A 20814-nucleotide genomic window follows, 5' to 3' on the forward strand; every position below is an offset into this window, starting at 1 on the left:
GGATCCACCAGTCTGATCAGTGACTCACCAGTACGGCGGCACGCGATGCCACAGGATTAACGCGGCCGGGTTGTCGGCTTCTATCAGAGCACGGCGTGACCGAACACCTACCCCGTGAACAGCTGTGTCGCCTTCTGCACCAGCTCGTACACGCCGTAACACAGCGGCGCCCCCACCCACAGCCAGGCGAACGCGATCAGGGGCCGGCGGTCGGGCGGCGGGCCCGCGCCTTCAGACGGACTGCTGTCGCTGGACATCGGCGGCCTCCTTCGGTGCGGGGATGTGGTGGCGGGGGTCGACGGGGCGGACGAGTTCGTTGGCGACGAAACCGACGGCGAGCAGTCCGATCATGATGTAGAACGACAGCCCGTAGAGAGCCGAGCCGGTCTTGCCGGCCTCCTCCTGCCGGTCGGCGATCCAGTTGACGATCAGCGGGCCGAGGACACCGGCCGTGGACCAGGCGGTGAGCAGCCGCCCGTGGATCGCGCCGACCTGGTAGGTCCCGAAGAGGTCCTTCAGATAGGCGGGGACAGTGGCGAAGCCGCCGCCGTAGAAGGAGAGGATCACCAGGGCGCACAGGATGAACACCGGCTTGGAGGAGTCCCCGAACCAGGCGATCGACGCGTACATCAGCGCCCCCACGCCGAGGTAGACGCGGTAGATGTTCTTACGGCCGATCAGGTCGGAGGTGGACGACCAGCCGATCCGGCCCGCCATGTTGGCCGCCGACAGCAGCGCGACGAAACCGGCCGCCGCCGACACCGAGACCGGGGTGGAGCTGTCCGCGAAGAAGTCCTTGATCATCGGCGCGGCCTTCTCCAGAATGCCGATGCCCGCGGTCACGTTCATACAGAGGATGACCCACAGGCACCAGAACTGCGGGGTCCGCACGGCGCTGCGCGCGGAGACCTGGACGCCCGTGAGGGCGCTCGGCCCGCTCGCCCCGCCTGCGGCGGGCTTCCCGCCGCGCGGCACCCGCACCAGGAGCACCCCGAGCGACATGAACACGGCGTACGTCAGTCCGTGCACGAGGAAGGCGAGCGCTATCCCGGAGCTGTCGGAGCCGAACGACTCCAGCATCTGCGCCGACCAGGGCGAGGCGATGAGCGCGCCGCCGCCGAAGCCCATGATCGCGATGCCGGTGGCCATGCCGGGCCGGTCCGGGAACCACTTGATCAGAGTGGAGACGGGCGAGATGTAGCCGATGCCGAGGCCGATGCCGCCGACGAAGCCGTAGCCGAAGACGATCAGCCAGTACTGCTCGGTGGCGGCGCCGAGCGAGGCGATCAGGAAGCCGGAGGAGAAGCAGACCAGGGCGACGGTCATGGCCCAGCGCGGCCCGTTGCGCTCGACGAGGGTGCCGCCGAACGCGGCGGACAGGCCGAGCATGACAATGCCGAGCTGGAAGGGCAGCGCGCTCTGCGTGCCGCTGAGGCCGAGCGCGGATTCCAGCGGCGGCTTGAAGACGCTCCAGGCGTAGGCCTGACCGATGGAGAGGTGGACCGAGAGGGCGGCCGGCGGTACGAGCCAGCGGCTCCAGCCGGGGGGCGCGATGGGGGGACTCATGATCCCGGACGATAGGAACCGGCCGCACGGTTGGGAAGGTGGCCGGTCGAACTCGCCGACCGTATGCGGTGAACGGTATCCAGACTGCGCCGAACGGTAGTTCGGACCGGACGAACGGCCTCCCGGGACGCACGGGGTGGCGTTCCGGGACGCGCCGCCATCGCTCCGACCCGTGCCACACCTCTTGCCGACCCACCTCCCATACTGTAGACAATATGTCGTCAACTATTCCCTTTCGGCAACAGGGCCCGGTGGGCCGCTGAGCCACTGCGCACGTGCAGGACAATGGATCGCGAAGGTCACCTACCAGCACGTACAGAACCGGGGCTGATCAGGACATGGGACGAGTCACGGAACGACGCAAGGTGATCCGGATCCGGGACGGTGCGATCTCCACCCGTCCGGACACGCTCGTCGCCGAGGAACCCATGGAGATCAGGCTGAACGGCAAGCCGATCGCCATCACCATGCGGACACCGGGCGACGACTTCGCGCTCGCCGCCGGCTTCCTGGTGAGCGAGGGCGTGCTGGCCGAGCGGCGCGACCTGCAGAACATCGTGTACTGCGCGGGTGCCACGGGTGGGGGCGCCTCCCGCTCGAGCGGAGCCGAGAGTGGGGGAGGCTCGAACACGTACAACGTGGTGGACGTGCGGACGGCTCCGGACGTGGTGCTGCCCGACATCACGCTGGAGCGGAACGTGTACACGACGTCCTCGTGCGGCCTGTGCGGCAAGGCGAGTCTGGACGCGGTACGCACGACGGCCCGCTGGCCCATCGACGACGGCGACGACGCTCCCCCGGTCCGGCTGACGCCCGAACTGCTCGCGAGCCTCCCCGACCGGCTCCGGGCGTCCCAACGGGTGTTCGACCGGACCGGGGGTCTGCACGCGGCGGCCCTGTTCACGGAGGAGGGCGAGCTGATCGACATCCGCGAGGACGTGGGCCGGCACAACGCGGTCGACAAGCTGGTCGGCCGGGCGCTGCAGAACGGCGACCTCCCCTTGTCCCGCGTGATCCTGCTGGTCTCCGGCCGGGCTTCGTTCGAGCTGGCACAGAAGGCGGTCATGGCGGGGATTCCGGTACTGGCGGCCGTCTCGGCGCCCTCGTCGCTCGCCGTCGACCTGGCGGCCGAGTCGGGGCTGACCCTGGTGGGGTTCCTCCGGGGCGCCAACATGAACGTGTACGCGGGCGAGGACCGTATCGCCCTGCAGGCCGCGGCCTCCCAGGGCTGACCGGCTTCCCCGCGGCACGGCGGCGGGGCCTCGAACGGCGGGGAGCGCCCCCTGCGCCGGTGGGGCCCCGCCTCTATCCGACTGCCCGCTGACCTGTCGGCTACGTCGCACCCGACACCCGGGCGAGCAGGCCCATGAACAGCTCGCGCTCCACGACCGTGAGCGGCGCCAGCAGCTCGTCGTTGGCCTTGCGCGCGGCCCGCTCGCAGCGGGCCAGCAGCCGCCGCCCGTCCGCCGTGACCGTCACCGCGTTCTTGCGTCGGTCGTGCGGATCGGGTGCGCGCACGACCAGCGAGGCGTCCTGAAGGTCGTTGAGAACGCCGACCATGTCCTTGGCATCGAGCCCCACCCCGCGCACCAGTTCGGCCTGCGCGACCGGGCCCAGCTCCGCGACGGCGGAGAGCACCACGTGGTGCCACATCTTCAGCCCCTCGTCGGCCAGCGCCGCGGCGACCAGCGCCCGTCCACGATCGGCGGCCCTCCCCAGGATCCAGCTGGGGAGGACGCGTATGGAACGAAGTTCGACAGACATGCGGAAAGACTAACCAATAATCATTGGACCTCCCAATGGTTATACGTTTATCGTTGGGGCTCCCAACGGTTTTCCAGAGGCATGAGGTGCGAGGTGCGGATGCGCCGTGTTCGGTACGGGCACACAGGTGGTCCCCTGTTCCTTGAAGAGGCCCTCGTGCCCGAGCCCGGGCCCGGTGAGCTCCTCGTGCGCTGCGAGGCGATCGGCGTCACCCTCCCCGTCGTCCGCAAGGTGACCGAGGCCGCCGAACCGGTCCCGCTGGGCGGCGAGATCGCCGGGAAGGTCACGACGTCGGGGGCCGGAGTGACCGGCTTCCGGCCGGGCGACCGGGTCACCGGGCTCTGTTTCGGCCACGGTTACGCAGACTTCGCGGTGCTCCAGGAAGGCATGGACTCCCCCGTGCCCGACGGCGCCTCTGCGGTCGACGCGGTCGCGCTCGTCCGCAGCGGACTGGTCGCCCTCGGCGCTCTGTCCGCGGCCCGCCCGACACCGGGCGAAACAGCGCTGATCACAGGGGCTGCGAGCGGCGTCGGGCAGCTCGCGGTGCAGCTCGCGCGGACGCGCGGTGCGTCCCGGGTGGTCGGCGCCGTCTCCGACCCGGCCAAGGCCGACTTCGTGCGCGGCCTCGGAGCCGACGAGGTGGTCCCGTACGACCGGCTGGGCCGACCCGGTCACGGCCGGCCGGCCGAAGGGAGCCCGGAGGGCGGGTTCGCCTCCGTGGACTACGTCCTCGACGCGGTCGGCGGTGCGTCGCTCACCCCGGCGCCGGCCGCCCTCGCCCCCGGCGGGCGGCTCGTCGCGTACAGCTCGGGCGGCGGCACTATCGACGCGTACGACCTGCTGGTGGGCGGCACGACCGTCACCGGGTTCCAGCTGCGCCGAATAGCCCGCGAGCAACCCGAGTTGTACGAGCGGTGGCGCCGCGAGCTGTGGAGGCTGTTCACCGAAGGAGCCGTACGACCGGTGGTGCACGGGGAGTTCGCCCTGGCGGACGCGGCCGGCGCACACCGGGTCATCGAGTCCCGGACCAACCTCGGCAAGGTTGTCCTGATCCCTTGACACACGGTTCTTGTGGGGCGGCTGAGCATCCAACTACCGTCTGATGCGCGCACGCTGGACGTAGGATGTCCAGATTTTCGGATGCCCGATTGTTCAGATGTCCAGACCTCTGAAGTCACGAACTCTGAAGTCCAGACGCATGAAGTCCAGACGTTGAAGGGCAGGGCCGTACATGCCGTCAAGTCTTCGCGCACGATTCAGATCCACCCTCACGGCCGTGTTCACCACGGCCGCTCTGCTGCTCGCGATGCCGAGCCCCGCAGGTGCCGAACAGGCCACCGAGACGGCCACGTTCGAGCAGCAGGTGCTCTTCCGGGCCTCCCAGGACCCCGGTTACGCCTGCTACCGGATCCCCGCGATCGTCCGGACCCTGAAGGGCACGCTGCTGGCCTTCTCCGAGGGACGGAAGGACAACTGCGGGGACGCCGGTGACATCGATATCGTCGTCAAGCGGTCGACCGACGACGGGCGCACCTGGGGCCCCGTCCAGGTCGTCAACGACGGCGGGGTCGACACGCACGGCAACCCGGCGCCGATCGTGGACCGGGAGACCGGCCGCATCCTCCTCGCGCAGAGCTGGAACACGGGCCGGGGCGGCGGCAACTGCCCGGTGCCGTGCGACCGTACCCCCCATCTGCAGTACAGCGACGACGACGGACTGAACTGGTCCGAGCCGCGCGACCTGAGCGCCGAGATCATGCCGCCCGAGTGGAACTCCTGGTACGCGACGGGCCCCGTGCACGGCATCCAGCTCACCCGGGGCGAGCACGCCGGCCGGCTCGTCTTCGGCGTCAACACCGAGTCGTGGGACGGCAGTCGGATCAGCGCCAACCACGCCGCGCTGATCATCAGCGACGACGGCGGCGACCACTGGAAGGTCGGTGCCACCGACAGCTGGCCGATCGCGGCGGACGGCACCTTCCGGCAGAAACCGTCCGAGGTGACGATCACGGAGCGCTCGGACGGGGTGATCCTGGTCAGCGGCCGGGAACAGGACGGTACCGATCTCGGACACCGCACCCAGGCCTTCAGCGCGGACGGCGGCAGCAGCTTCGTCACTCCCTTCCGCGCCCTCCCGGATCTCTACGCACCCCAGGTCCAGTGCTCCACGGTGGGCCTGGGCGCCCGCGTGCTGCTGGCCTGCCCGGGCGATCCCGACCGGCGCCGGACGATGATGATCCGCTCCTCGTACGACGGCGGACGCACCTGGGACAGCGTGGACCGGGGCACGGTCGTCACCCGGGACTGGTCGGGCTACTCCGACCTGGTGAAGATCGACAGCGGGACGGCGGGCCTGATGTACGAGGCCGGCACCGTCGACGCACGCGACGAGATCCGCTTCGCCCGCTTCACCGAGGACTGGCTGACACCGGCGCGCGGTCCGGACCCGACCACCCGTGACCTGGCCCCGCAGGCCCGACCGGCCGCCGTTCTGGGCGGCGCCACGGCGACCACCGGGGTGTTCGGTGGCGGCGCGCTGGAGTTCGACGGCGTGGACGACGCCGTGCGCCTCCCGTACAGCGACCGGCTGCCGCTCGGCACCAAGGACTTCACCGTGGCGCTCTGGTTCCGCACCACGGCGACGGCCGGTGACCGGCCGCTGCTGTGGATGGGCGGGGTGGGCTCCACCCAGCCGCAGGTCTGGCTCCGCGCCGAGCCCGCGAGCAACCGGGTACGGGGCCTGATGACCGTCCGGGACGGCGCGTCGGCCGTCAGGACGGCGTCCGCGACCTCCGTGGGCACCTACAACGACGGCCAGTGGCACTTCGCGGCCCTGCGCCGTGGCGGCGGCCAGTTCACGCTCTTCGTCGACGGTACGGCCGTCAGCGTGGCGGACGTGACCGGATCCGTCAGCCGCAACTCGGTGTTCGGGGTGCACGTCGGGCAACGGGTGGACAGTCTGCAGCACTTCAGCGGTGCGATCGACGATGTCCGGGTCTGGGACCGGGCGTTGGGTACGGCGGAACTGTCCACGGCCTCCATGACGGCGACCGCGGACGAGGAGAGCGCCACGGGCAGCACGGTCCTGTGGCTGCCCCTGGACAAGGTGAACGAGAGCCGTTCACATCCCCGTCACTCCTGACGACGTACGGAGATCGCCGTCGCGCGGGACCCGGGCCCGGCCTCTGTGGCCGGGCCCGGCTCTCGTGGACGGCTCATCGGTGACACGTCGCCGTACCGGCCGTCACGCGGGACGGTCCGCCCGCGTCCTGCCCGGTGACCACCGGGTCGGCTGTCACCGGGTCCTGCGAGCGGCGCTTGGCGATCACCGCGCACACCATCAGCTGCATCTGGTGGAAGAGCATGAGCGGCAGCACGGCCAGCGAGGCCTGGGCGCCGAACAGGACGCTCGCCATGGGCAGTCCGGCCGCCAGGGACTTCTTCGAGCCGGCGAACTGGATCGTGATCCGGTCCTCACGGTCGAAGCCGAGCGCCTTGCCGCCGTACCAGGTGAGCGCCAGCATCACCGCGAGCAGTACGCCCTCGACGACCAGGAGGCCGCCGAGCCGGGCGGGGCCGACCTGGTGCCAGATGCCCTCGACCATGCCCTCGCTGAACGCGGTGTAGACGACGAGGAGGATCGAGCCGCGGTCGACCAGCCCCAGCACCTTCTTGTGCCGGGTGACGAACGTGCCGATCCAGCGCCGGAGCAGCTGCCCGGCGAGGAACGGCACCAGCAGCTGGAGCACGATCTCGAGGAGCGAGTCGAGCGAGAAGCCGCCGCCGGTGCTGCCGAGCAGGGTGGCCGCGAGCAGCGGGGTGACGACGATGCCGACAAGAGAGGAGAAGGAGCCCGCGCAGATCGCGGCGGGCACGTTGCCCCGGGCCATCGAGGTGAAGGCTATGGACGACTGGATCGTGGACGGGACGAGGGTGAGGAAGAGCAGGCCGATGTAGAGGTCGTGGGTCAGGAACACCGGTTCGAGTCCACGGGCGGCCAGGCCGAGCAGCGGGAAGACGACGAACGTACAGGCGAGGACCGTGGCGTGCAGCCGCCAGTGTTTCAGCCCCGCCAGCGCCTCTCGGGTGGAGAGGCGGGCGCCGTAGAGGAAGAAGAGGAAGGCGATGGCGGCCGTGGAGGCACCCGAGGCGACGTCGGCGCCCGTCCCGCGTGCCGGGAGGAGTGCCGCGAGGCCCACCGTCCCGAGCAACAGCAGGATGTAGGGGTCGATCGGCATCCAGCTCGGCCACTTCAGGCGTTTCACGGTGCTCCACTACTCAGTACAGGGACGTCAGGTACGGGGACGGTCGTGCCCTTTCCATCGTCCTCCTCCGGTTCGTGATCGGGAATCCCGTACACCGCTCTGACTGTCATCACGTTTCGCGATAACGGGGTAGCGTGGAGGGGTGTACGACCCCTCCCATCTGCGGACCTTCCTGACCGTGGCCCAGACGCTCAGCTTCACGCAGGCCGCCCGACGGCTCGGGCTGCGGCAGTCGACGGTCAGCCAGCATGTGCGGCGCCTGGAGGACGCGGCGTCCCGGCAGCTGTTCTCCCGGGACACCCACTCCGTGGAGCTGACCGAGGACGGCGAGGTGATGCTCGGTTTCGCCCGCCGCATCCTGGAGGTGCACGAGCAGGCGACGGCCTTCTTCACCGGCACGCGGCTGCGCGGCCGACTGCGGTTCGGCGCGTCCGAGGACTTCGTACTGACCCGGCTGCCCGAGATCCTGGAGGCCTTCCGGTACGACCATCCCGAGGTGGATCTGGAGCTGACGGTCGAGCTGTCGGGCACCCTGCACGAGCAGCTGGCCGCCGGGAAACTGGACCTCGTCCTGGCCAAGCGACGCCCCGAGGATCCGCGCGGCGAGCCGGTCTGGCACGACGAGCTGGTGTGGATCGGCGCGCAGCGGCTCCGGCTGGACCCCGACCGCCCGGTGCCGCTGATCGTGTATCCGCCGCCGGGCATCACCCGCGCCCTCGCCATGGAGGCCCTGGAGCGGCAGGGCCGGGCATGGCGTGTCGTCTGCACCAGCGGCAGCCTCAACGGCCTGATCGCAGCGGCCCGGGCGGGCCTCGGCGTGATGGCCCACTCGCGCGGGATGATCCCGCCCGGCCTGGTCCGGGTGCCCGAACGCGCGGGGCTGCCCGAGCTGGGCCGGGTCGACTTCGTCCTGGTCCACGGCCACCGCCGTACGTCGGCCCAGAGCGCGGCCGACACGCTGGCGGCGGCGATCCTGACGAGCGGGGACCGGCTGCACCCGCGCTGACGACCACCTCCGGGACCTTAAAAAGATTCCCAAGAGGCCTGGCACGGGGAGTGAGCGGGTCGGTCGGATTCGGTGGAGATTGCCGAACCCGGATCTTCTCCGACGCAGGCGGTTGTGTCCGCCCTCTACCCATACAGACGTATTTTTCACCTCGGGACAGCATCGAAGCTGAACACCGCTCGGCTTGGAACCCCTCCCGCGATGTGAAGGCGTGGGGTAGCTTTCACGGCGCTGTGCAAAGCGTCACTAGGAGCGGGTTTGCGCGAATTCACCAACCCTGCGTTGGCGTTGGCACCGCCTGTGGGCGGACTGGCCGACGTGGTGTTCGAACGTGCCCAGGAAGACCCCCTCCATGTCTCGCTCGGCCGCAAGGACGACGCCGGCCAGTGGCGGGACGTCAACGCGGGCGAGTTCCGTGACGAGGTCCTGGCTCTCGCCAAGGGCCTGCTCTCGCAGGGCATCCGGTTCGGGGACCGGGTCGCGATCATGTCCCGTACGCGCTACGAGTGGACGCTCTTCGACTACGCGCTGTGGACGATCGGCGCGCAGGTGGTGCCCGTCTATCCGACGTCCTCGGCCGAGCAGGTCTTCTGGATGCTGTACGACGCCGAGGTGACGGCGGCGATGGTGGAGCACGAGGACCACGCGATGACCATCGCCACAGTCATCGACCGGCTGCCCGAGCTGCGCCGGCTGTGGCAGCTCGACGTCGGCGCCGTGCAGGAGCTGTACGAGTCCGGTGCGAACCTCGACGACGACGTGGTGCACCGGCACCGGCTCGCGGTCACGCCCGAGTCGACCGCGACGATCATCTACACGTCCGGCACCACGGGCCGCCCCAAGGGCTGTGTCCTCACCCACGCGAACTTCATGTTCGAGGCGGACACCATGATCGCGCGGTGGGAACCGGTGTTCCACTCCAAGAAGGGCGACGAGGTGGCGACCCTCCTCTTCCTGCCCCTGGCGCATGTCTTCGGCCGGATGGTGCAGGTGGCCGCGATCCGCGGCGGGGTGCGTTTCGGCCACCAGCCGCAGCTGAACGCGGCGGCACTGCTGCCCGACCTCGCCACGTTCCGGCCGACGTTCTTCCTCGGCGTGCCGTACATCTTCGAGAAGGTCTTCAACGCGGCCCGCCGCAAGGCCGAACGGGAGGGCAGGGACGGCCCGTTCGAGAAGGCCGTCGAGGTCGCGGTGCGGTACGCGGAGGCCGTGGAGGAGAAGGCCTGGGACCTGGGCCCCGGCCCGTCGGCAGGTCTGCGGATGCAGCACCAGCTGTACGAGAAGCTCGTGTACTCCAAGATCCGGGCCGCGATGGGCGGGCGCGTGCGGCACGCCATGACGGGCGGTTCGGGGATGGACCGGCGCCTCGGCCTGTTCTTCGCTGGTGCGGGCGTCCATATCTACGAGGGGTACGGCCTGACGGAGACGTCGGCCGCGGCCACCGCGAACCCGCCCGAGCGCACCCGGTACGGCACGGTCGGCCAGGCCATCCCGGGCACGACCGTGCACATCGCGGAGGACGGCGAGATCTGGCTGCGCGGCGACAACGTCTTCCAGGGCTATCTGAACAACCAGAAGGCGACGGACGCGACCCTGCACGACGGCTGGCTGGCCACCGGCGACCTGGGCTCCCTCGACGAGGACGGCTACCTCACGATCACCGGCCGCAAGAAGGAGATCCTGGTGACCTCGGGCGGCAAGAGCGTCGCCCCGGGTGGCCTGGAGGAGCGCGTCCGGGACCATCCCCTGGTCGCCCAGTGCATCGTGGTCGGCAACGACCGTCCGTACATCGCGGCTCTGATCACCCTGGACCGGGAGGCGGTCGAGCACTGGCTCACGATGCGCGGCAAACCGCAGCTGACCTCGACGGAACTGGTCCGCGACCCGGACCTGGAGAAGGAGGTACGGCGTGCGGTGGTCGCCGCGAACACCCTGGTCTCCAAGGCCGAGTCGATCCGTACGTTCCGTATCCTGGCCCAGGCGTTCACCGAGGAACACGGTCTGCTGACCCCGTCCCTGAAGCTGAAGCGCAAGGCGATCGAGGACGCGTACGTGAAGGAGGTCGAGGCCCTGTACAAGGCCTGACCCCCTACCGGGCCCGACTCACCGCGTTTCGTCCCGTCGTAGGGATCTCAAGGCGCGTTGCCGGGACGGCCTGGACCACGGACACGATCCGTGCCGCCCGGACGCGGAGCGAACGCGGGCAACCAGAACACCCGACACCGTCCGGGGTGTTCGGCCGAGCACGAGACCTGGCAACAGGCCTCACCCCCGCTCAGCCTCCAGGAACGGCCGCATGTGACGGTTCATCAGACGAGTTGGTAGCCGCGGAGGTTGGTGAGAAGGAGGTAGCTGTCCTGGAGGGACCCGGAGGTGTCGCCGAGGGAGCGGTAGATGCCCCACTTCGGGCGTACCCGGTCGGCCAGGAAGGTGTCGACGCCGGTTTTCGAGGCGTCGATCACCGTCGAGCCGGCGGACTTGAGGATCCAGCGGACCGTGCCCGCCGAGCCGTTGCCGACCTTGATCTGGAAGTCGACGTCGGTCCATTTGTCGTGCAGCGGGTCCAGGTTCGTACGGCCGATCAGGATGTCGCCGATGGCCAGTTTCAGTTCGATGGTCTGTACGCCGTTCACCCGGCGCAGCGACTGCACGACGAGCGGCGAGGTGCCGTTGCCGGGCTGCTTCATCTGCATGATGTGGGTGAAGGTGGTGGTCGCCTTGAGCGAGCTCGGGATGTACATCGAGTAGGTGACCCGCCAGGTCTGGCCCTCCGTCCACTTGAGGTAGTCGCTGCCGCTTCCGTTGCGCAGGCCCGTGACCTCCTGGCGCTGGCGGTCGGTCGAGGTGTCGCGGTCGACGGTGTGCATGGTGAAGCGCCAGTTGTTGCCGGTGGCGTAGATGTGCGGGTGGGCGGCGGTGTGGGAGTCGGCGCGGTCGTCCTCGATGGTCTCGAAGGCGCCGAGGCCGTCGGCGCTCGCCGACGGGGCCCACTTCTGCTGCCAGGAGGCGGCGTGGGCGGTGGTGGCGGCCGGCAGACCGACGGCCGCTCCGGCGGCTCCGCCGAGGGCGGCACCCAGCAGCGCCCTTCTGGATGTGCTCATGACGCCAATCACCTCACAGTTGTTCGTTCGCGATCAGGAAGGCGCCCAGGCCGTGGAAGTCGTTGCCGGCCCGGGTGCGGGCGATGCAGTACGCGTAGTCGCCGACGTTCGTGCCGACTGAGATGCCGGCGAGCTCGGTCCGGCCGTCCGCGCCGGTCGAGAGCTTCGCCAGGGCGCCCTGGTGACCGCGCCGGGCGACAGCCTTGAAGTGGGGGTCCAGGTAGCCGCGTCGGGCGCCGCGCGCGAGGGCGTAGGTGCACATGCTGGAGCAGGACCTCTCGGTCCGGTTGCCGCTCCGTCCGCCCCTGCCGATCACCTGGAACCAGCGTCCGTGCGCGGGTGGGTGTTCAGGCGGTGACGGATCTTCCGGGCCGCTTGCGGTACCGGACCTCGCCCGTCTCGTGGCCCAGGATCCCGCCTGGGGCCGGAGGCATCACAGACTCGTCCAAGGGTGCGTACCTGCTTTCCGGAAGGGTGGGGGAGGGAAAGCCCAGGCCAGCCGTTCGTTCACATGGCTGCACAATGTTCAGCAACATGTTCGACGACGCCATACAGCGTCGCGGCATGACAGGCTGCGGTCAATGGTCCGGACCGATGACCTCGGATGCGTTTCCGGCCATTCTCGCCACCGGCACCGAGCCGACGGCCGGTTCGCGCGGATTCTCCCGGTCGCGTGGATTCTCCCGGTCAGGAATGCGGCACGGCTCGCGCTCGTTGACGATGGGAGTACCCGACCGACGACTGAAGGATCGAGAGCTCGTGAGCAGCAAGGTCCCCCCGATCACCCTGAACAACGGCGTCGAGATGCCCCAGCTGGGCTTCGGCGTCTGGCAGGTGCCGGACGACGAGGCGGAGCAGGCGGTGACCACCGCGCTGGAGAGTGGGTACCGCAGCATCGACACAGCGGCGATCTACGGCAACGAAGTGGGCACCGGGAAGGCCATCGCCGCATCCGGCGTCCCCCGCGAGGACCTCTTCGTCACCACCAAGCTCTGGAACAGCGACCAGGGGTACGAGTCCACCCTCCGCGCCTTCGACACCTCCCTGGAGAAGCTCGGCCTGGAGTACGTCGACCTGTACCTGATCCACTGGCCGCAGCCGGCCAAGGGCACGTTCGTCGACACGTACAAGGCGTTCGAGAAGCTCTACGCGGACGGCCGCGCCCGGGCCGTCGGTGTCTCCAACTTCCTTCCGGAGCACCTCGACCGGCTTCTCGCCGAGACCTCGGTCGTCCCGGCGGTCAACCAGATCGAGCTGCACCCGCAACTCCAGCAGCAGGAGTCCCGCGACTACCACGCGGAGCACGGCATCGCCACGGAGGCCTGGTCCCCGCTCGGCTCAGGCAAGGGCCTGCTGGAGGTCCCGGCGATCGTTGCCATCGCCCAGAAGCACGACCGCACCCCGGCCCAGATCGTCCTGCGCTGGCACCTCCAGCTGGGCAACGTGGTGATCCCCAAGTCCGTGACACCGTCCCGGATCAAGGAGAACATCGACGTCTTCGGCTTCACCCTGGACACGGAGGACCTCGCGGCGATCAGCGCGCTGCACGAGGGCCGCCGCCTCGGCCCGGACCCGGCCACCTTCCAGGCGGGCTGACGAAGGTCACGGCAACGCCCCGGTCCGCACCGAATCCGGTCGCGGCTCCGGGGCGTTTCGCTTGCGCGCGGGCAGGGTCTCGACCGTTGCGACGCAGCCCTTCGGCGTGGACCTGACGTCGTCCCGGTCGACGGTTCCCCGCATCTCACCACCGGCGCACATCACCCCACGCGCACCGCCGCCACCACCCGTGCTCCCCCTGAACCGACCTGCCGCCCCACCCTCTCCCGGCTCCCGCCCCGCCTCCACCGCGTCCAACTCCCCGTGGAGCAAGGGCAACCGGCCCGCATCGAACCCCGGTCGACAGGGTTGACGCAGCCATGCAAACAGGTCCACCTTGGATCGCACCCGGTAAGGAAACTTTCCTAACAGAAGGGTCCCCCCACAGTGCGCTCTCGAACACTGACCCTCACCGCGGCTGCCGGCGCAGCTCTGCTCGCCACCGCCGCACTCCCCTCGTACGCCTCCGGCACGCCCCGGCCGGCGTCCACCAAGGAGGGCTCGGTCAGCGCGGCCGACCTGCTCGCCAAGGTGACGTCCTGCTCCCAGATATCCAGCGGCAAGTACAGGACGGACGACGAGACCTCGGCCTCGATACCCGTGTGCGGCAAGAACGGAGCCGTGTTCTGGAAGGCCGACATGGACATCGACTGCGACGGACAACGCACGTCGAAGTGCAGTGAGACCACCGACCCCTGGTACCAGGACGACACGGCGTTCCACCAGTCCAACGGCAAGCCGCTCAAGGCCGATTCACTGCCGTACGTCGTCGTGCCCAGCTCCAGCAGCATCTGGAACTACTCCGGCGCCGGGATCAAGGGCGGTGGAGTGGTCGCCGTGGTCTACAACAACAAGGTCGAGTACGCGGTCGTCGGCGACACCGGCCCCGCGAAGATCATCGGCGAAGCGTCGTACGCCACCGCTCAGGCCCTCGGCATCGACCCCGACCCGGAGAGCGGCGGCACCGACTCCGGCGTGACGTACATCCTGTTCAAGAACTCGCAGGTCTCACCCATAGAGAGCCACAGCGCGGCGGTCTCCCTGGGTGATCAGCTGGCCAAGCAGTTCATCCGCGACAACTGAGTCCGGGGCGACGGTACAACGACGCCACGGAGTCGGGGGCAGGGAGCCCGGTGCCGCGTACACGCACGCGACACCGGGCTCCCGGACTCCCGGGGCTTCCGGCTTCCGGCTTCCGGCTTCCGGCTTCCGGCTTCCGGCTTCCGGCTTCCGGCTTCCGGCTTCCGGCTTCCGGGCAAGCAACTCAGGCCGTGCACAGGTCAGTTGGGCTGACCGATCGGCCGTACGACCACGGTGTTGACGTCGACTCCCTCAGGCTGCCGGATCGCCCAGACGATCGAGTCGGCCAGCTGGTCGGCCGTCAGCAGATGCCCCGGGGGCAGGCTGCCGTAGCTGTCCCAGAACGGGGTTTCGACACGCCCGGGGGCCACCAGTGTCACGCCGACGCCGAACTCCGTGACCTGGCGGCGGGTGTTCTCGGCGAGACCGGTCACCGCCCACTTGGTCGCCCCGTAGATGTTGCCCGGCGTGTGGACGAACCCGGCGACGCTGCCGACCAGCACGATCCGGCCCCGGGTCTCCTTCAGCGCGTCAATCGAGGCCCTGATGAGCAGCGCGGGCCCGAGCACGTTGGTCAGCACCATCTCCGGCCAGCCCGCCGGGTCGCCGTCGGCGACCGTGTCGTGGGTGGCGAAACCGGCGTTGGCGACAACCGTGTCCAGCCGCCCGAACTGCTTCAGCGTGGTCTCGACGGCGCCGCGGACCTGGTCGTACTCGGCGGCGTTGCCGGGAATCGTCAACAGGCCTTCGGGGCGCCCGAGTTCCTCGGCGAAGCCGTTCAGCCGCTCTTCGCCCCGGCCGGTGACGGTGACCCGGTGGCCGGCGTCGAGCAGCCGCCGCGCGACGGCCGCGCCGATGCCGCTTGCGCCGCCGGTGATGAGTGCGACGGGTGAGTCGGTCATGGTGGTTACCCCCTGTGTGTGCCACGCATGTGCCATGCGCGTCGGTGAACAGCGGGGAGTCCATCACTTGAAGCGCCCTCGAAGTCAAGCCCGGGGCGGGCGGGTCGGGCCTCCTGACCAATTCCGCAGGCAGCTCTCCCGCTCACCCCCGCGACTGCTCCTGCGGCTTGCTGCCCGTGTACACGGTGTACGTGGCCAGGACGAAGGCGTCGGGCCGATGGTGCAGACCCGCCTTGTCGTCGGGGTCGACGAGGCGGTCGAGGGTGGCGCGGTCCTCGGCGTCGAGTTCGTCCGCGAACATCGTGCGGCGCCGGTCGAAGACACCGATCACATAGGCGCGGGCCGCGTCCGTGAGCGGGGCGGGGAGGTCGAGCGTGAAGGAGCGGGTGCCGGAGGGGCGCAGGCCGGCGGCGGTGAGCAGGGCCTGCCAGTCCTCGGTCACGCGCACGTGGCCGGGCAGGCTGGTGCGCATTCCGGTGAACCAGCCCTGCTCGATCACGTCGAGCCGCGCCTCCAGGCCGGGCCGCCCGAAGCCCAGGTCGCGCGGCAGGTTCCGTTCGGGGAGGCCGCCCTCCATCACGGCGAGCGTGCCGCCCGGGGCGAGTACGGCCGCGAGTGCGGTGAGCGCGGCCCGCTGGTCGCCGACATGGTGGACGGCCCGGCTCGACCACACCAGGTCGGCGGGATACTCCAACTCGCCCAGCCCGTCCGGCAGTTCAGCCTCTACGGTGCTGAAGCGGTCGGCGGTGCCGAGTCGTCCGGCGTTCTCGCGGGCCCGCTCCAGAAGCGCCGCCGAACTGTCCGCCGCGACGACGCGCGCCTCGGGGAACGCCTGCGCGAAGAAGCCCGAGATGATGCCGGGGCCACTGCCCGCGTCGACGATCAGCCCCGGTTCCGGCTGCTGCCGCCGCAGCCAGGCCAGGGCATCGGCGTAGAGCGGCGCGAACAGTTCGGCCTGCCCTTCCAGATGGGGGATCATCTCGGCGAAGTCGATGTCGGCATGGTCGTGGTTGTGGTCGTGGGAACGGTTATGGGCGTGAGCAGGCGCCTGGTCGCGATCATGGTTGTGCCGGTGCTGATGGGCCATGGTGTACGGGCCTCCCGTTGTCGTTGGCACCAGCCTGCTCCGACTCTGCCGACCGGGCCAGTTCTGTTGCCGTTACGGCAAACAGAGATCTCCCGTATACCCACTCACGGCAAAACCCGGATGCGCGGGCCCGTCCCGCTCCCCCACGATGTGCCTATGGACGATGAGCTGGTGGAGCGTTTCCTCGAAGACGGGTTCGTGAAGATCGAGGGCGCCTTCCCGCCCCGCGTCGCCGAGCACTGCGCACGGCTGCTGTGGCGGGAGACGGGATGCGACCCGGACGACCCGGGCACCTGGACGAAGCCCGTGCACTGGGTGTCGGACATGGCGCAGGGCCCGTTCGCCGCCGCGGTCAACACCCCTGTGCTGCATGAGGCGTTCGACGCGCTCGTGGGCGAGGGCCGCTGGGCGTCACGCTATTCGCTGGGCAGTTTCCCGCTGCGGTTCCCGCACGAGGAGGAACCGGACGACGCGGGCTGGCACATTGAGGGCAGCTACTCCCCCGAGGGCGCGACCTGGCCTTACACAAACCTGCGCTCCCGGGACCGGTCCCTGCTGATGCTGTTCCTGTTCAGCGAGGTCGGCGAGACGGACGCCCCGACGCGTATCCGGGTGGGTTCGCACCTGGACGTACCACCACTACTGAAGCCGTACGGCGAGGAAGGCGTCTCGGGGCTGGAGCTGGCACCGGAACTGGTGACGGCCTCGGCGCATCGCCCGCTCGCACACGCCACCGGCCGCCCCGGCGACGTATACCTCTGCCACCCTTTCCTGGTCCATGCGGCGCAACCGCACCACGGGACCCGGCCACGTTTCATGGCTCAGCCCCCGCTTCATCCGGCGGCGCCTTACGAGTTGGAACGCGCGGACGAGAACTACTCCCCGGTGGAACTCGCGATCCGCCGCGGCCTGAGGAAAACCGCCTGAGCGGGCCCGGTGGAAGCCGGCCGCTCACCCGCGCCCCTTCAGGGGCGCGGGGAACTGCGCGACAAGCCCCCACCGAACCCGCACCGAACAGCGAACCGCCGATCCAGCGGAGCTTAGAGCGCCGGGTAGGCGTTGGTCATGAGCTGCTGGAACTGCGCCGAGAACCAGTGCCCGGAGACCGGCGCGTTCGGCAGCGCGCCCGACATGTTGTTGTTGTTCCGCGGGTTACCGGTGTACGTCGGGTCGCACATCCGGTCGAAGCCCTTGCCCTCGTCGTTCGCGATCGCCGAGCTGGAGCCGTCGGACTCGCCCGGAGGCTTCATCCACACGTACGCGTCGATCCCGGTCGCCGGAGCGGCCTTCGGGCGCTCGCCCAGACCCGCGCCGGACTGGTTGCACCAGTTGCCGGTCTGGAAGCGCCGGTCGTAGCGTCCGCCGTCGACGTAGGTGTCGACGGTGGTCGTCGCGCCCGGGCCGGTGGGCCGTGCGGTGCCGCCCCAGCCGTTCCTGGACGTGTCGATCAGCATGCCGATGGTGGACGGGAAGCCGACCGTGACCAGCTGGTTGCGGAAGGCCTGTGCGAAGGAGAGTTCGTCGGTGTACCGGTTCCAGTCCACCCACTTCGACTCGCGGACGGACTTGCCGGCCACGGTGTCGTTGATGGTGAAGTTGTTCTCCTTCAGCGCGCTGTAGTTCGCCGTGTTGCTGATGAACCCGTGCACGTCGTTGACGGTCGCGCCCTCGGCGGTGGCCGCCTGCTTGAACAGGTCCGCGGAGGGGCCGAAGTTGTCGTCCCAGCCGATCCAGCCGTGGTGGCCGGCGTCGACGTAGTTGTAGACGTTCGGCACGTCACCGAGCTTGTTGAGCGCGTAGCCGACACCCTTGACGTAGTTGCCGTTCGCCTTCATCACGTCGCACGCGGGCGTGGCCGTGACCCGGCTGCCGGTGTTGGTGATGAGGTTGGGCAGCGAGTCGATCTCGACGGTCGTGACGATGCGCAGGCCCGCGTACTTGGTGTCCGCGAGGATCGCCGCGATCGGGTCGATGTACTGGGTCTTGTACTTGTCGATCTCCGTCGGGCCGAGTTCGCCGTTGGAGGCGAGGGCGGCACAGTCGCGGCCGGGCAGGTCGTAGATGACCAGCTGGACGACGAGTTCGCCGGTGCCCTTCTGCTGGAGGGCCGCGTCGAGGTGGGCGCGCAGACCCATCCCGCCGTTGACCCCGTTGATCGCGGCGATCCGGTCCAGCCAGACGCCGGTGGGCTGGCTGGAGATCCGGCTGCCGCCCGTCTCCGCGGCGGCCTTGGCCGACCACTCCGGGTTCACGTACACCTTGGCACCGGCGTACGGGTTGTCGACCCTCGTACCGGTGCCGGGGCCCGGCGGAGTCGTGGGGTCGGTCCCGCCGTCGACGTTACAGGTGACGCCGTCGAGGGTGAACGTGGTCGGGAGCGCGTTGGTGCCGCTGTAGCTGCCGTTGAAACCGAAGCTCACCGAACCACCGGTGGCGAGCGTCCCGTTGTAGGTCTCGTTGGCGGCGGTCACGGCGGTGCCGCTCTGGGTGATCTTGGCGTTCCAGCCGCTGGTGACCTGCTGGTTGCCGGCGTACGACCACTTCACGGCCCAACTCGACTTGGCCGCGCTGTTGTTGGTGACCGTCACGGCGGCGGTGAAGCCGGTGGACCACTGGTTCTGCACCGTGTAGGCGACGGTGCAGGGGATGGCGGCGATCGCGGCGGGCGCGGTGGCTACCGCGGCACCGGTGGCACCGGCGACCAGCGCCATGGAGGCGAGGATCGCTGTTCTGGTACGGCTCATGAGTGCGGATGTCCTCTCGTTTTCCTGTGGGGTGAGAAGCGCCTTGCTGTGATGGGGAGTTGGTGCGCTAACCGATGGCCCGCAAGTGGTCGCGCAGACCGATTCCGAAGGCTGTGGGTGTGCCGTCGTAACCGGAGATCAGGGACGGGCCGGTGGCGCAGTTCCAGGTGTTCCAGGTCCAGCCGAGGTAGGACAGGGAGCGGTCGTCGAACCACTTCATGACCCGGTCGACGAAGGAGTGCGCGCAGGTGTTCTCGCCGATCTCGCCCGCCACCAGGGGAACCTGGGCGGCGACCGGAGCGAGCGTCGAGTCCCAGCAGCTCTCGCTGGAGCACGAGTTGAAGTTGTAGATGTGCCAGGCGGCGGCAAGATTGCCCGCCGGGTCGGTCGGCTTGTACGTCAGCCACTGGCTGAGGTCGTTCGAGTACGCGAGCCCGCCGGCCAGGATCACGTTCTTGGCGCCGGTGACCCGGACCGCGTCGATCAGATCCTGCATACCGGCGACCTCGTAGCCGATGCCGGAGCAGGTGCCGCCGTCCCGCCAACAGGTCCAGGCCTGGGCCGCCGTGGAGGTGGCGCGGTCCGGGTAGGGCTCGTTGAACAGGTCGAACACGACGGCCTGGTCACCCTTGAAGGTGTTGGCGACCGAGGTCCAGAAGGCGGGCGAGTACTGCATGTCGGGCATCGGCTTCTGGCAGCTGGCGTGCACGTCGGAGCAGCCGGCCGAGTTGCCCGTGTACTGACCCCAGGACCAGTGCAGTTCGACCATCGGCGTCATGCCGTGCGCCTTCACCTTCGCCACCAGGTCCTTGACGGCGGCGATGTAGTTGGCGCCCGCGTACTCGGGCTTGATGTTGGACAGGCCGAGCCAGCACTCCTCGTTGAGCGGGATGCGTACAGTGTTGACCTTCCAGTCGGCGATCGCCTTGACCGAGGCGTCGTCGACCGGTCCGTCCCAGATGCCGTTGCCCTGGACGCAACTGAACTCGCCGCCGGAGCGGTTGACGCCGAGCAGCCGCCTGGTGGCGCCGCCGGAGTCGACGAGTTTGTTGCCGGACACGTGCAGAGCGGGTGCCCCGGCCTCGGGGGCCGGCGTGACGGTGGGCGATGGAGTCGGGGTCGGGGTCGGGGTCGGCTCCGAATCCACGTTGCACGTCGTCCCGTTGAGCTTGAACGACGCCGGTACGGGATTGCTCCCGGACCGCGAGGCGATGAACCCCGCACTGACGCTCGCGCCCGTGCCCAGCGAGCCGTTGTAGCTCTCGTTGGCCGCGGTGACGGTGGTGCCGGACTGGGACCACTTGGCGTTCCAGCCCTGGGTGAGCTTCTGACCTGCGCCGAAGTCGAAGGTGAGACTCCAACTGCTCAGCGCCGTCTGGTTGTTGGTGATCCTGACGGAGCCCTGGAAGCCGGCGTCCCAGGTGCTGGTGACCGAGTACTCCACCGTGCACGCGGGCGTGGCTCCCGACGCCGTGAGAACCGGTGCGACCGCGGTGCCCACAAGGGCGACGGCAGCTCCGAGTACGACTAAAAGACCTGAACGCGGGGGGTGTCGCATGAGCGACTCCTTGCAGATCGGGCGCGTCGCTCGGACGCGTCGACTGACGGAATCGCTCCCACTGGTGTCAACGAAGTTAGCGCCAAGTGACGGCAAAGGACAGAGGGGGTGACGTGTTTCCATCAGATGTCGCCGTCGAATCAAT

The 20814-nt window shown here is 69.3% G+C and carries 17 protein-coding genes and 1 pseudogene; 8 read left to right on the plus strand and 10 right to left on the minus strand.

What is annotated here, in order from left to right:
* Positions 1 to 107 precede the first annotated feature (107 nt).
* Both G3I71_RS50480 and G3I71_RS38375 read right to left on the minus strand, forming a co-directional pair.
* On the minus strand, positions 108 to 257 hold the full coding sequence (locus tag G3I71_RS50480) for a hypothetical protein (protein WP_203732483.1): 150 nt from the start codon (positions 255 to 257) through the stop codon (positions 108 to 110).
* On the minus strand, positions 232 to 1566 hold the full coding sequence (locus G3I71_RS38375; RefSeq protein ID WP_164322382.1) for an OFA family MFS transporter: 1335 nt from the start codon (positions 1564 to 1566) through the stop codon (positions 232 to 234). The genes G3I71_RS50480 and G3I71_RS38375 overlap by 26 nt, the downstream gene beginning before the upstream one ends.
* Before the next feature lie 338 nt (positions 1567 to 1904).
* Here G3I71_RS38375 and fdhD point away from each other — a divergent pair, with 338 nt between their 5' ends.
* Positions 1905 to 2798 carry a formate dehydrogenase accessory sulfurtransferase FdhD gene (gene fdhD, locus G3I71_RS38380; protein WP_164322384.1) on the plus strand — a complete coding sequence of 298 codons (894 nt, stop codon included), beginning with the start codon at positions 1905 to 1907 and terminating at the stop codon, positions 2796 to 2798.
* Positions 2799 to 2898: 100 nt separating this feature from the next.
* Here the strand turns inward: fdhD and G3I71_RS38385 are convergent, their stop codons facing one another.
* Positions 2899 to 3330 (minus strand): MarR family winged helix-turn-helix transcriptional regulator, encoded by a 432-nt coding sequence (locus G3I71_RS38385; RefSeq protein ID WP_164322387.1) that lies wholly within the window; start codon positions 3328 to 3330, stop codon positions 2899 to 2901.
* 99 nt (positions 3331 to 3429) lie between these two features.
* On the opposite strand from G3I71_RS38385, the gene G3I71_RS38390 reads away from it, so the two are divergent.
* Complete coding sequence (locus G3I71_RS38390) at positions 3430 to 4389, plus strand: zinc-binding dehydrogenase (RefSeq protein ID WP_164322389.1); 960 nt, start codon at positions 3430 to 3432, stop codon at positions 4387 to 4389.
* A 172-nt stretch (positions 4390 to 4561) separates the two neighbouring features.
* Positions 4562 to 6472: a sialidase family protein gene (locus tag G3I71_RS38395; RefSeq protein ID WP_164322391.1), complete on the plus strand. Its 1911-nt coding sequence runs from the start codon at positions 4562 to 4564 to the stop codon at positions 6470 to 6472.
* A 73-nt stretch (positions 6473 to 6545) separates the two neighbouring features.
* Here the strand turns inward: G3I71_RS38395 and G3I71_RS38400 are convergent, their stop codons facing one another.
* Complete coding sequence (locus tag G3I71_RS38400) at positions 6546 to 7595, minus strand: bile acid:sodium symporter family protein (protein WP_343243192.1); 1050 nt, start codon at positions 7593 to 7595, stop codon at positions 6546 to 6548.
* Between the two features lie 142 nt (positions 7596 to 7737).
* Here G3I71_RS38400 and G3I71_RS38405 point away from each other — a divergent pair, with 142 nt between their 5' ends.
* Together G3I71_RS38405 and G3I71_RS38410 are read left to right on the plus strand one after the other, a co-directional pair.
* Positions 7738 to 8601, plus strand: coding sequence for a LysR substrate-binding domain-containing protein (locus G3I71_RS38405; RefSeq protein WP_164322393.1), 864 nt, complete (start codon positions 7738 to 7740; stop codon positions 8599 to 8601).
* Between the two features lie 258 nt (positions 8602 to 8859).
* Positions 8860 to 10686 (plus strand): long-chain fatty acid--CoA ligase, encoded by a 1827-nt coding sequence (locus tag G3I71_RS38410; RefSeq protein WP_164322396.1) that lies wholly within the window; start codon positions 8860 to 8862, stop codon positions 10684 to 10686.
* A 224-nt stretch (positions 10687 to 10910) separates the two neighbouring features.
* On the opposite strand, the gene G3I71_RS38415 is transcribed toward G3I71_RS38410, so the two are convergent.
* Positions 10911 to 11702 carry a Tat pathway signal sequence domain protein gene (locus G3I71_RS38415; RefSeq protein WP_164322398.1) on the minus strand — a complete coding sequence of 264 codons (792 nt, stop codon included), beginning with the start codon at positions 11700 to 11702 and terminating at the stop codon, positions 10911 to 10913.
* Between the two features lie 13 nt (positions 11703 to 11715).
* Positions 11716 to 12024 (minus strand): annotated as a pseudogene (locus G3I71_RS38420) (glycoside hydrolase family 88 protein); the annotation flags it as partial.
* Positions 12025 to 12461: 437 nt separating this feature from the next.
* Between G3I71_RS38420 and G3I71_RS38425 the strand changes: the two are divergent.
* Together G3I71_RS38425 and G3I71_RS38430 are read left to right on the plus strand one after the other, a co-directional pair.
* Entirely contained in the window at positions 12462 to 13298 is an 837-nt protein-coding gene (locus G3I71_RS38425; RefSeq protein WP_164322400.1) for an aldo/keto reductase, read from the plus strand.
* 387 nt (positions 13299 to 13685) lie between these two features.
* On the plus strand, positions 13686 to 14381 hold the full coding sequence (locus tag G3I71_RS38430; protein WP_164322402.1) for a glycoside hydrolase family 75 protein: 696 nt from the start codon (positions 13686 to 13688) through the stop codon (positions 14379 to 14381).
* Positions 14382 to 14578: 197 nt separating this feature from the next.
* Here the strand turns inward: G3I71_RS38430 and G3I71_RS38435 are convergent, their stop codons facing one another.
* Complete coding sequence (locus G3I71_RS38435) at positions 14579 to 15280, minus strand: SDR family oxidoreductase (RefSeq protein ID WP_164322404.1); 702 nt, start codon at positions 15278 to 15280, stop codon at positions 14579 to 14581.
* 142 nt (positions 15281 to 15422) lie between these two features.
* Complete coding sequence (locus G3I71_RS38440; protein WP_164322406.1) at positions 15423 to 16367, minus strand: trans-aconitate 2-methyltransferase; 945 nt, start codon at positions 16365 to 16367, stop codon at positions 15423 to 15425.
* 156 nt (positions 16368 to 16523) lie between these two features.
* On the opposite strand from G3I71_RS38440, the gene G3I71_RS38445 reads away from it, so the two are divergent.
* Positions 16524 to 17294, plus strand: coding sequence for a phytanoyl-CoA dioxygenase family protein (locus tag G3I71_RS38445; RefSeq protein ID WP_164322408.1), 771 nt, complete (start codon positions 16524 to 16526; stop codon positions 17292 to 17294).
* A gap of 113 nt (positions 17295 to 17407) precedes the next feature.
* Here G3I71_RS38445 and G3I71_RS38450 read toward each other — a convergent pair whose 3' ends face one another.
* Both G3I71_RS38450 and G3I71_RS38455 read right to left on the minus strand, forming a co-directional pair.
* Positions 17408 to 19111, minus strand: coding sequence for a glycoside hydrolase family 6 protein (locus tag G3I71_RS38450; RefSeq protein ID WP_164322410.1), 1704 nt, complete (start codon positions 19109 to 19111; stop codon positions 17408 to 17410).
* Between the two features lie 67 nt (positions 19112 to 19178).
* Positions 19179 to 20669 (minus strand): cellulose binding domain-containing protein, encoded by a 1491-nt coding sequence (locus G3I71_RS38455; RefSeq protein WP_203732484.1) that lies wholly within the window; start codon positions 20667 to 20669, stop codon positions 19179 to 19181.
* Positions 20670 to 20814 lie beyond the last annotated feature (145 nt).

The sequence above is a fragment of the Streptomyces sp. SID12501 genome (genome assembly GCF_010550245.1).
GTDB lineage: Bacteria > Actinomycetota > Actinomycetes > Streptomycetales > Streptomycetaceae > Streptomyces.

Coding starts and splice junctions, on each gene's coding strand:
- G3I71_RS50480 (WP_203732483.1), bottom strand. CDS start 257: ATGTCCAGCGACAGCAGTCCGTCTGAAGGCGCGGGCCCGCCGCCCGAC.
- G3I71_RS38375 (WP_164322382.1), bottom strand. CDS start 1,566: ATGAGTCCCCCCATCGCGCCCCCCGGCTGGAGCCGCTGGCTCGTACCG.
- fdhD (WP_164322384.1), top strand. CDS start 1,905: ATGGGACGAGTCACGGAACGACGCAAGGTGATCCGGATCCGGGACGGT.
- G3I71_RS38385 (WP_164322387.1), bottom strand. CDS start 3,330: ATGTCTGTCGAACTTCGTTCCATACGCGTCCTCCCCAGCTGGATCCTG.
- G3I71_RS38390 (WP_164322389.1), top strand. CDS start 3,430: ATGCGCCGTGTTCGGTACGGGCACACAGGTGGTCCCCTGTTCCTTGAA.
- G3I71_RS38395 (WP_164322391.1), top strand. CDS start 4,562: ATGCCGTCAAGTCTTCGCGCACGATTCAGATCCACCCTCACGGCCGTG.
- G3I71_RS38415 (WP_164322398.1), bottom strand. CDS start 11,702: ATGAGCACATCCAGAAGGGCGCTGCTGGGTGCCGCCCTCGGCGGAGCC.
- G3I71_RS38435 (WP_164322404.1), bottom strand. CDS start 15,280: ATGACCGACTCACCCGTCGCACTCATCACCGGCGGCGCAAGCGGCATC.
- G3I71_RS38440 (WP_164322406.1), bottom strand. CDS start 16,367: ATGGCCCATCAGCACCGGCACAACCATGATCGCGACCAGGCGCCTGCT.
- G3I71_RS38445 (WP_164322408.1), top strand. CDS start 16,524: ATGGACGATGAGCTGGTGGAGCGTTTCCTCGAAGACGGGTTCGTGAAG.
- G3I71_RS38450 (WP_164322410.1), bottom strand. CDS start 19,111: ATGAGCCGTACCAGAACAGCGATCCTCGCCTCCATGGCGCTGGTCGCC.
- G3I71_RS38455 (WP_203732484.1), bottom strand. CDS start 20,669: ATGCGACACCCCCCGCGTTCAGGTCTTTTAGTCGTACTCGGAGCTGCC.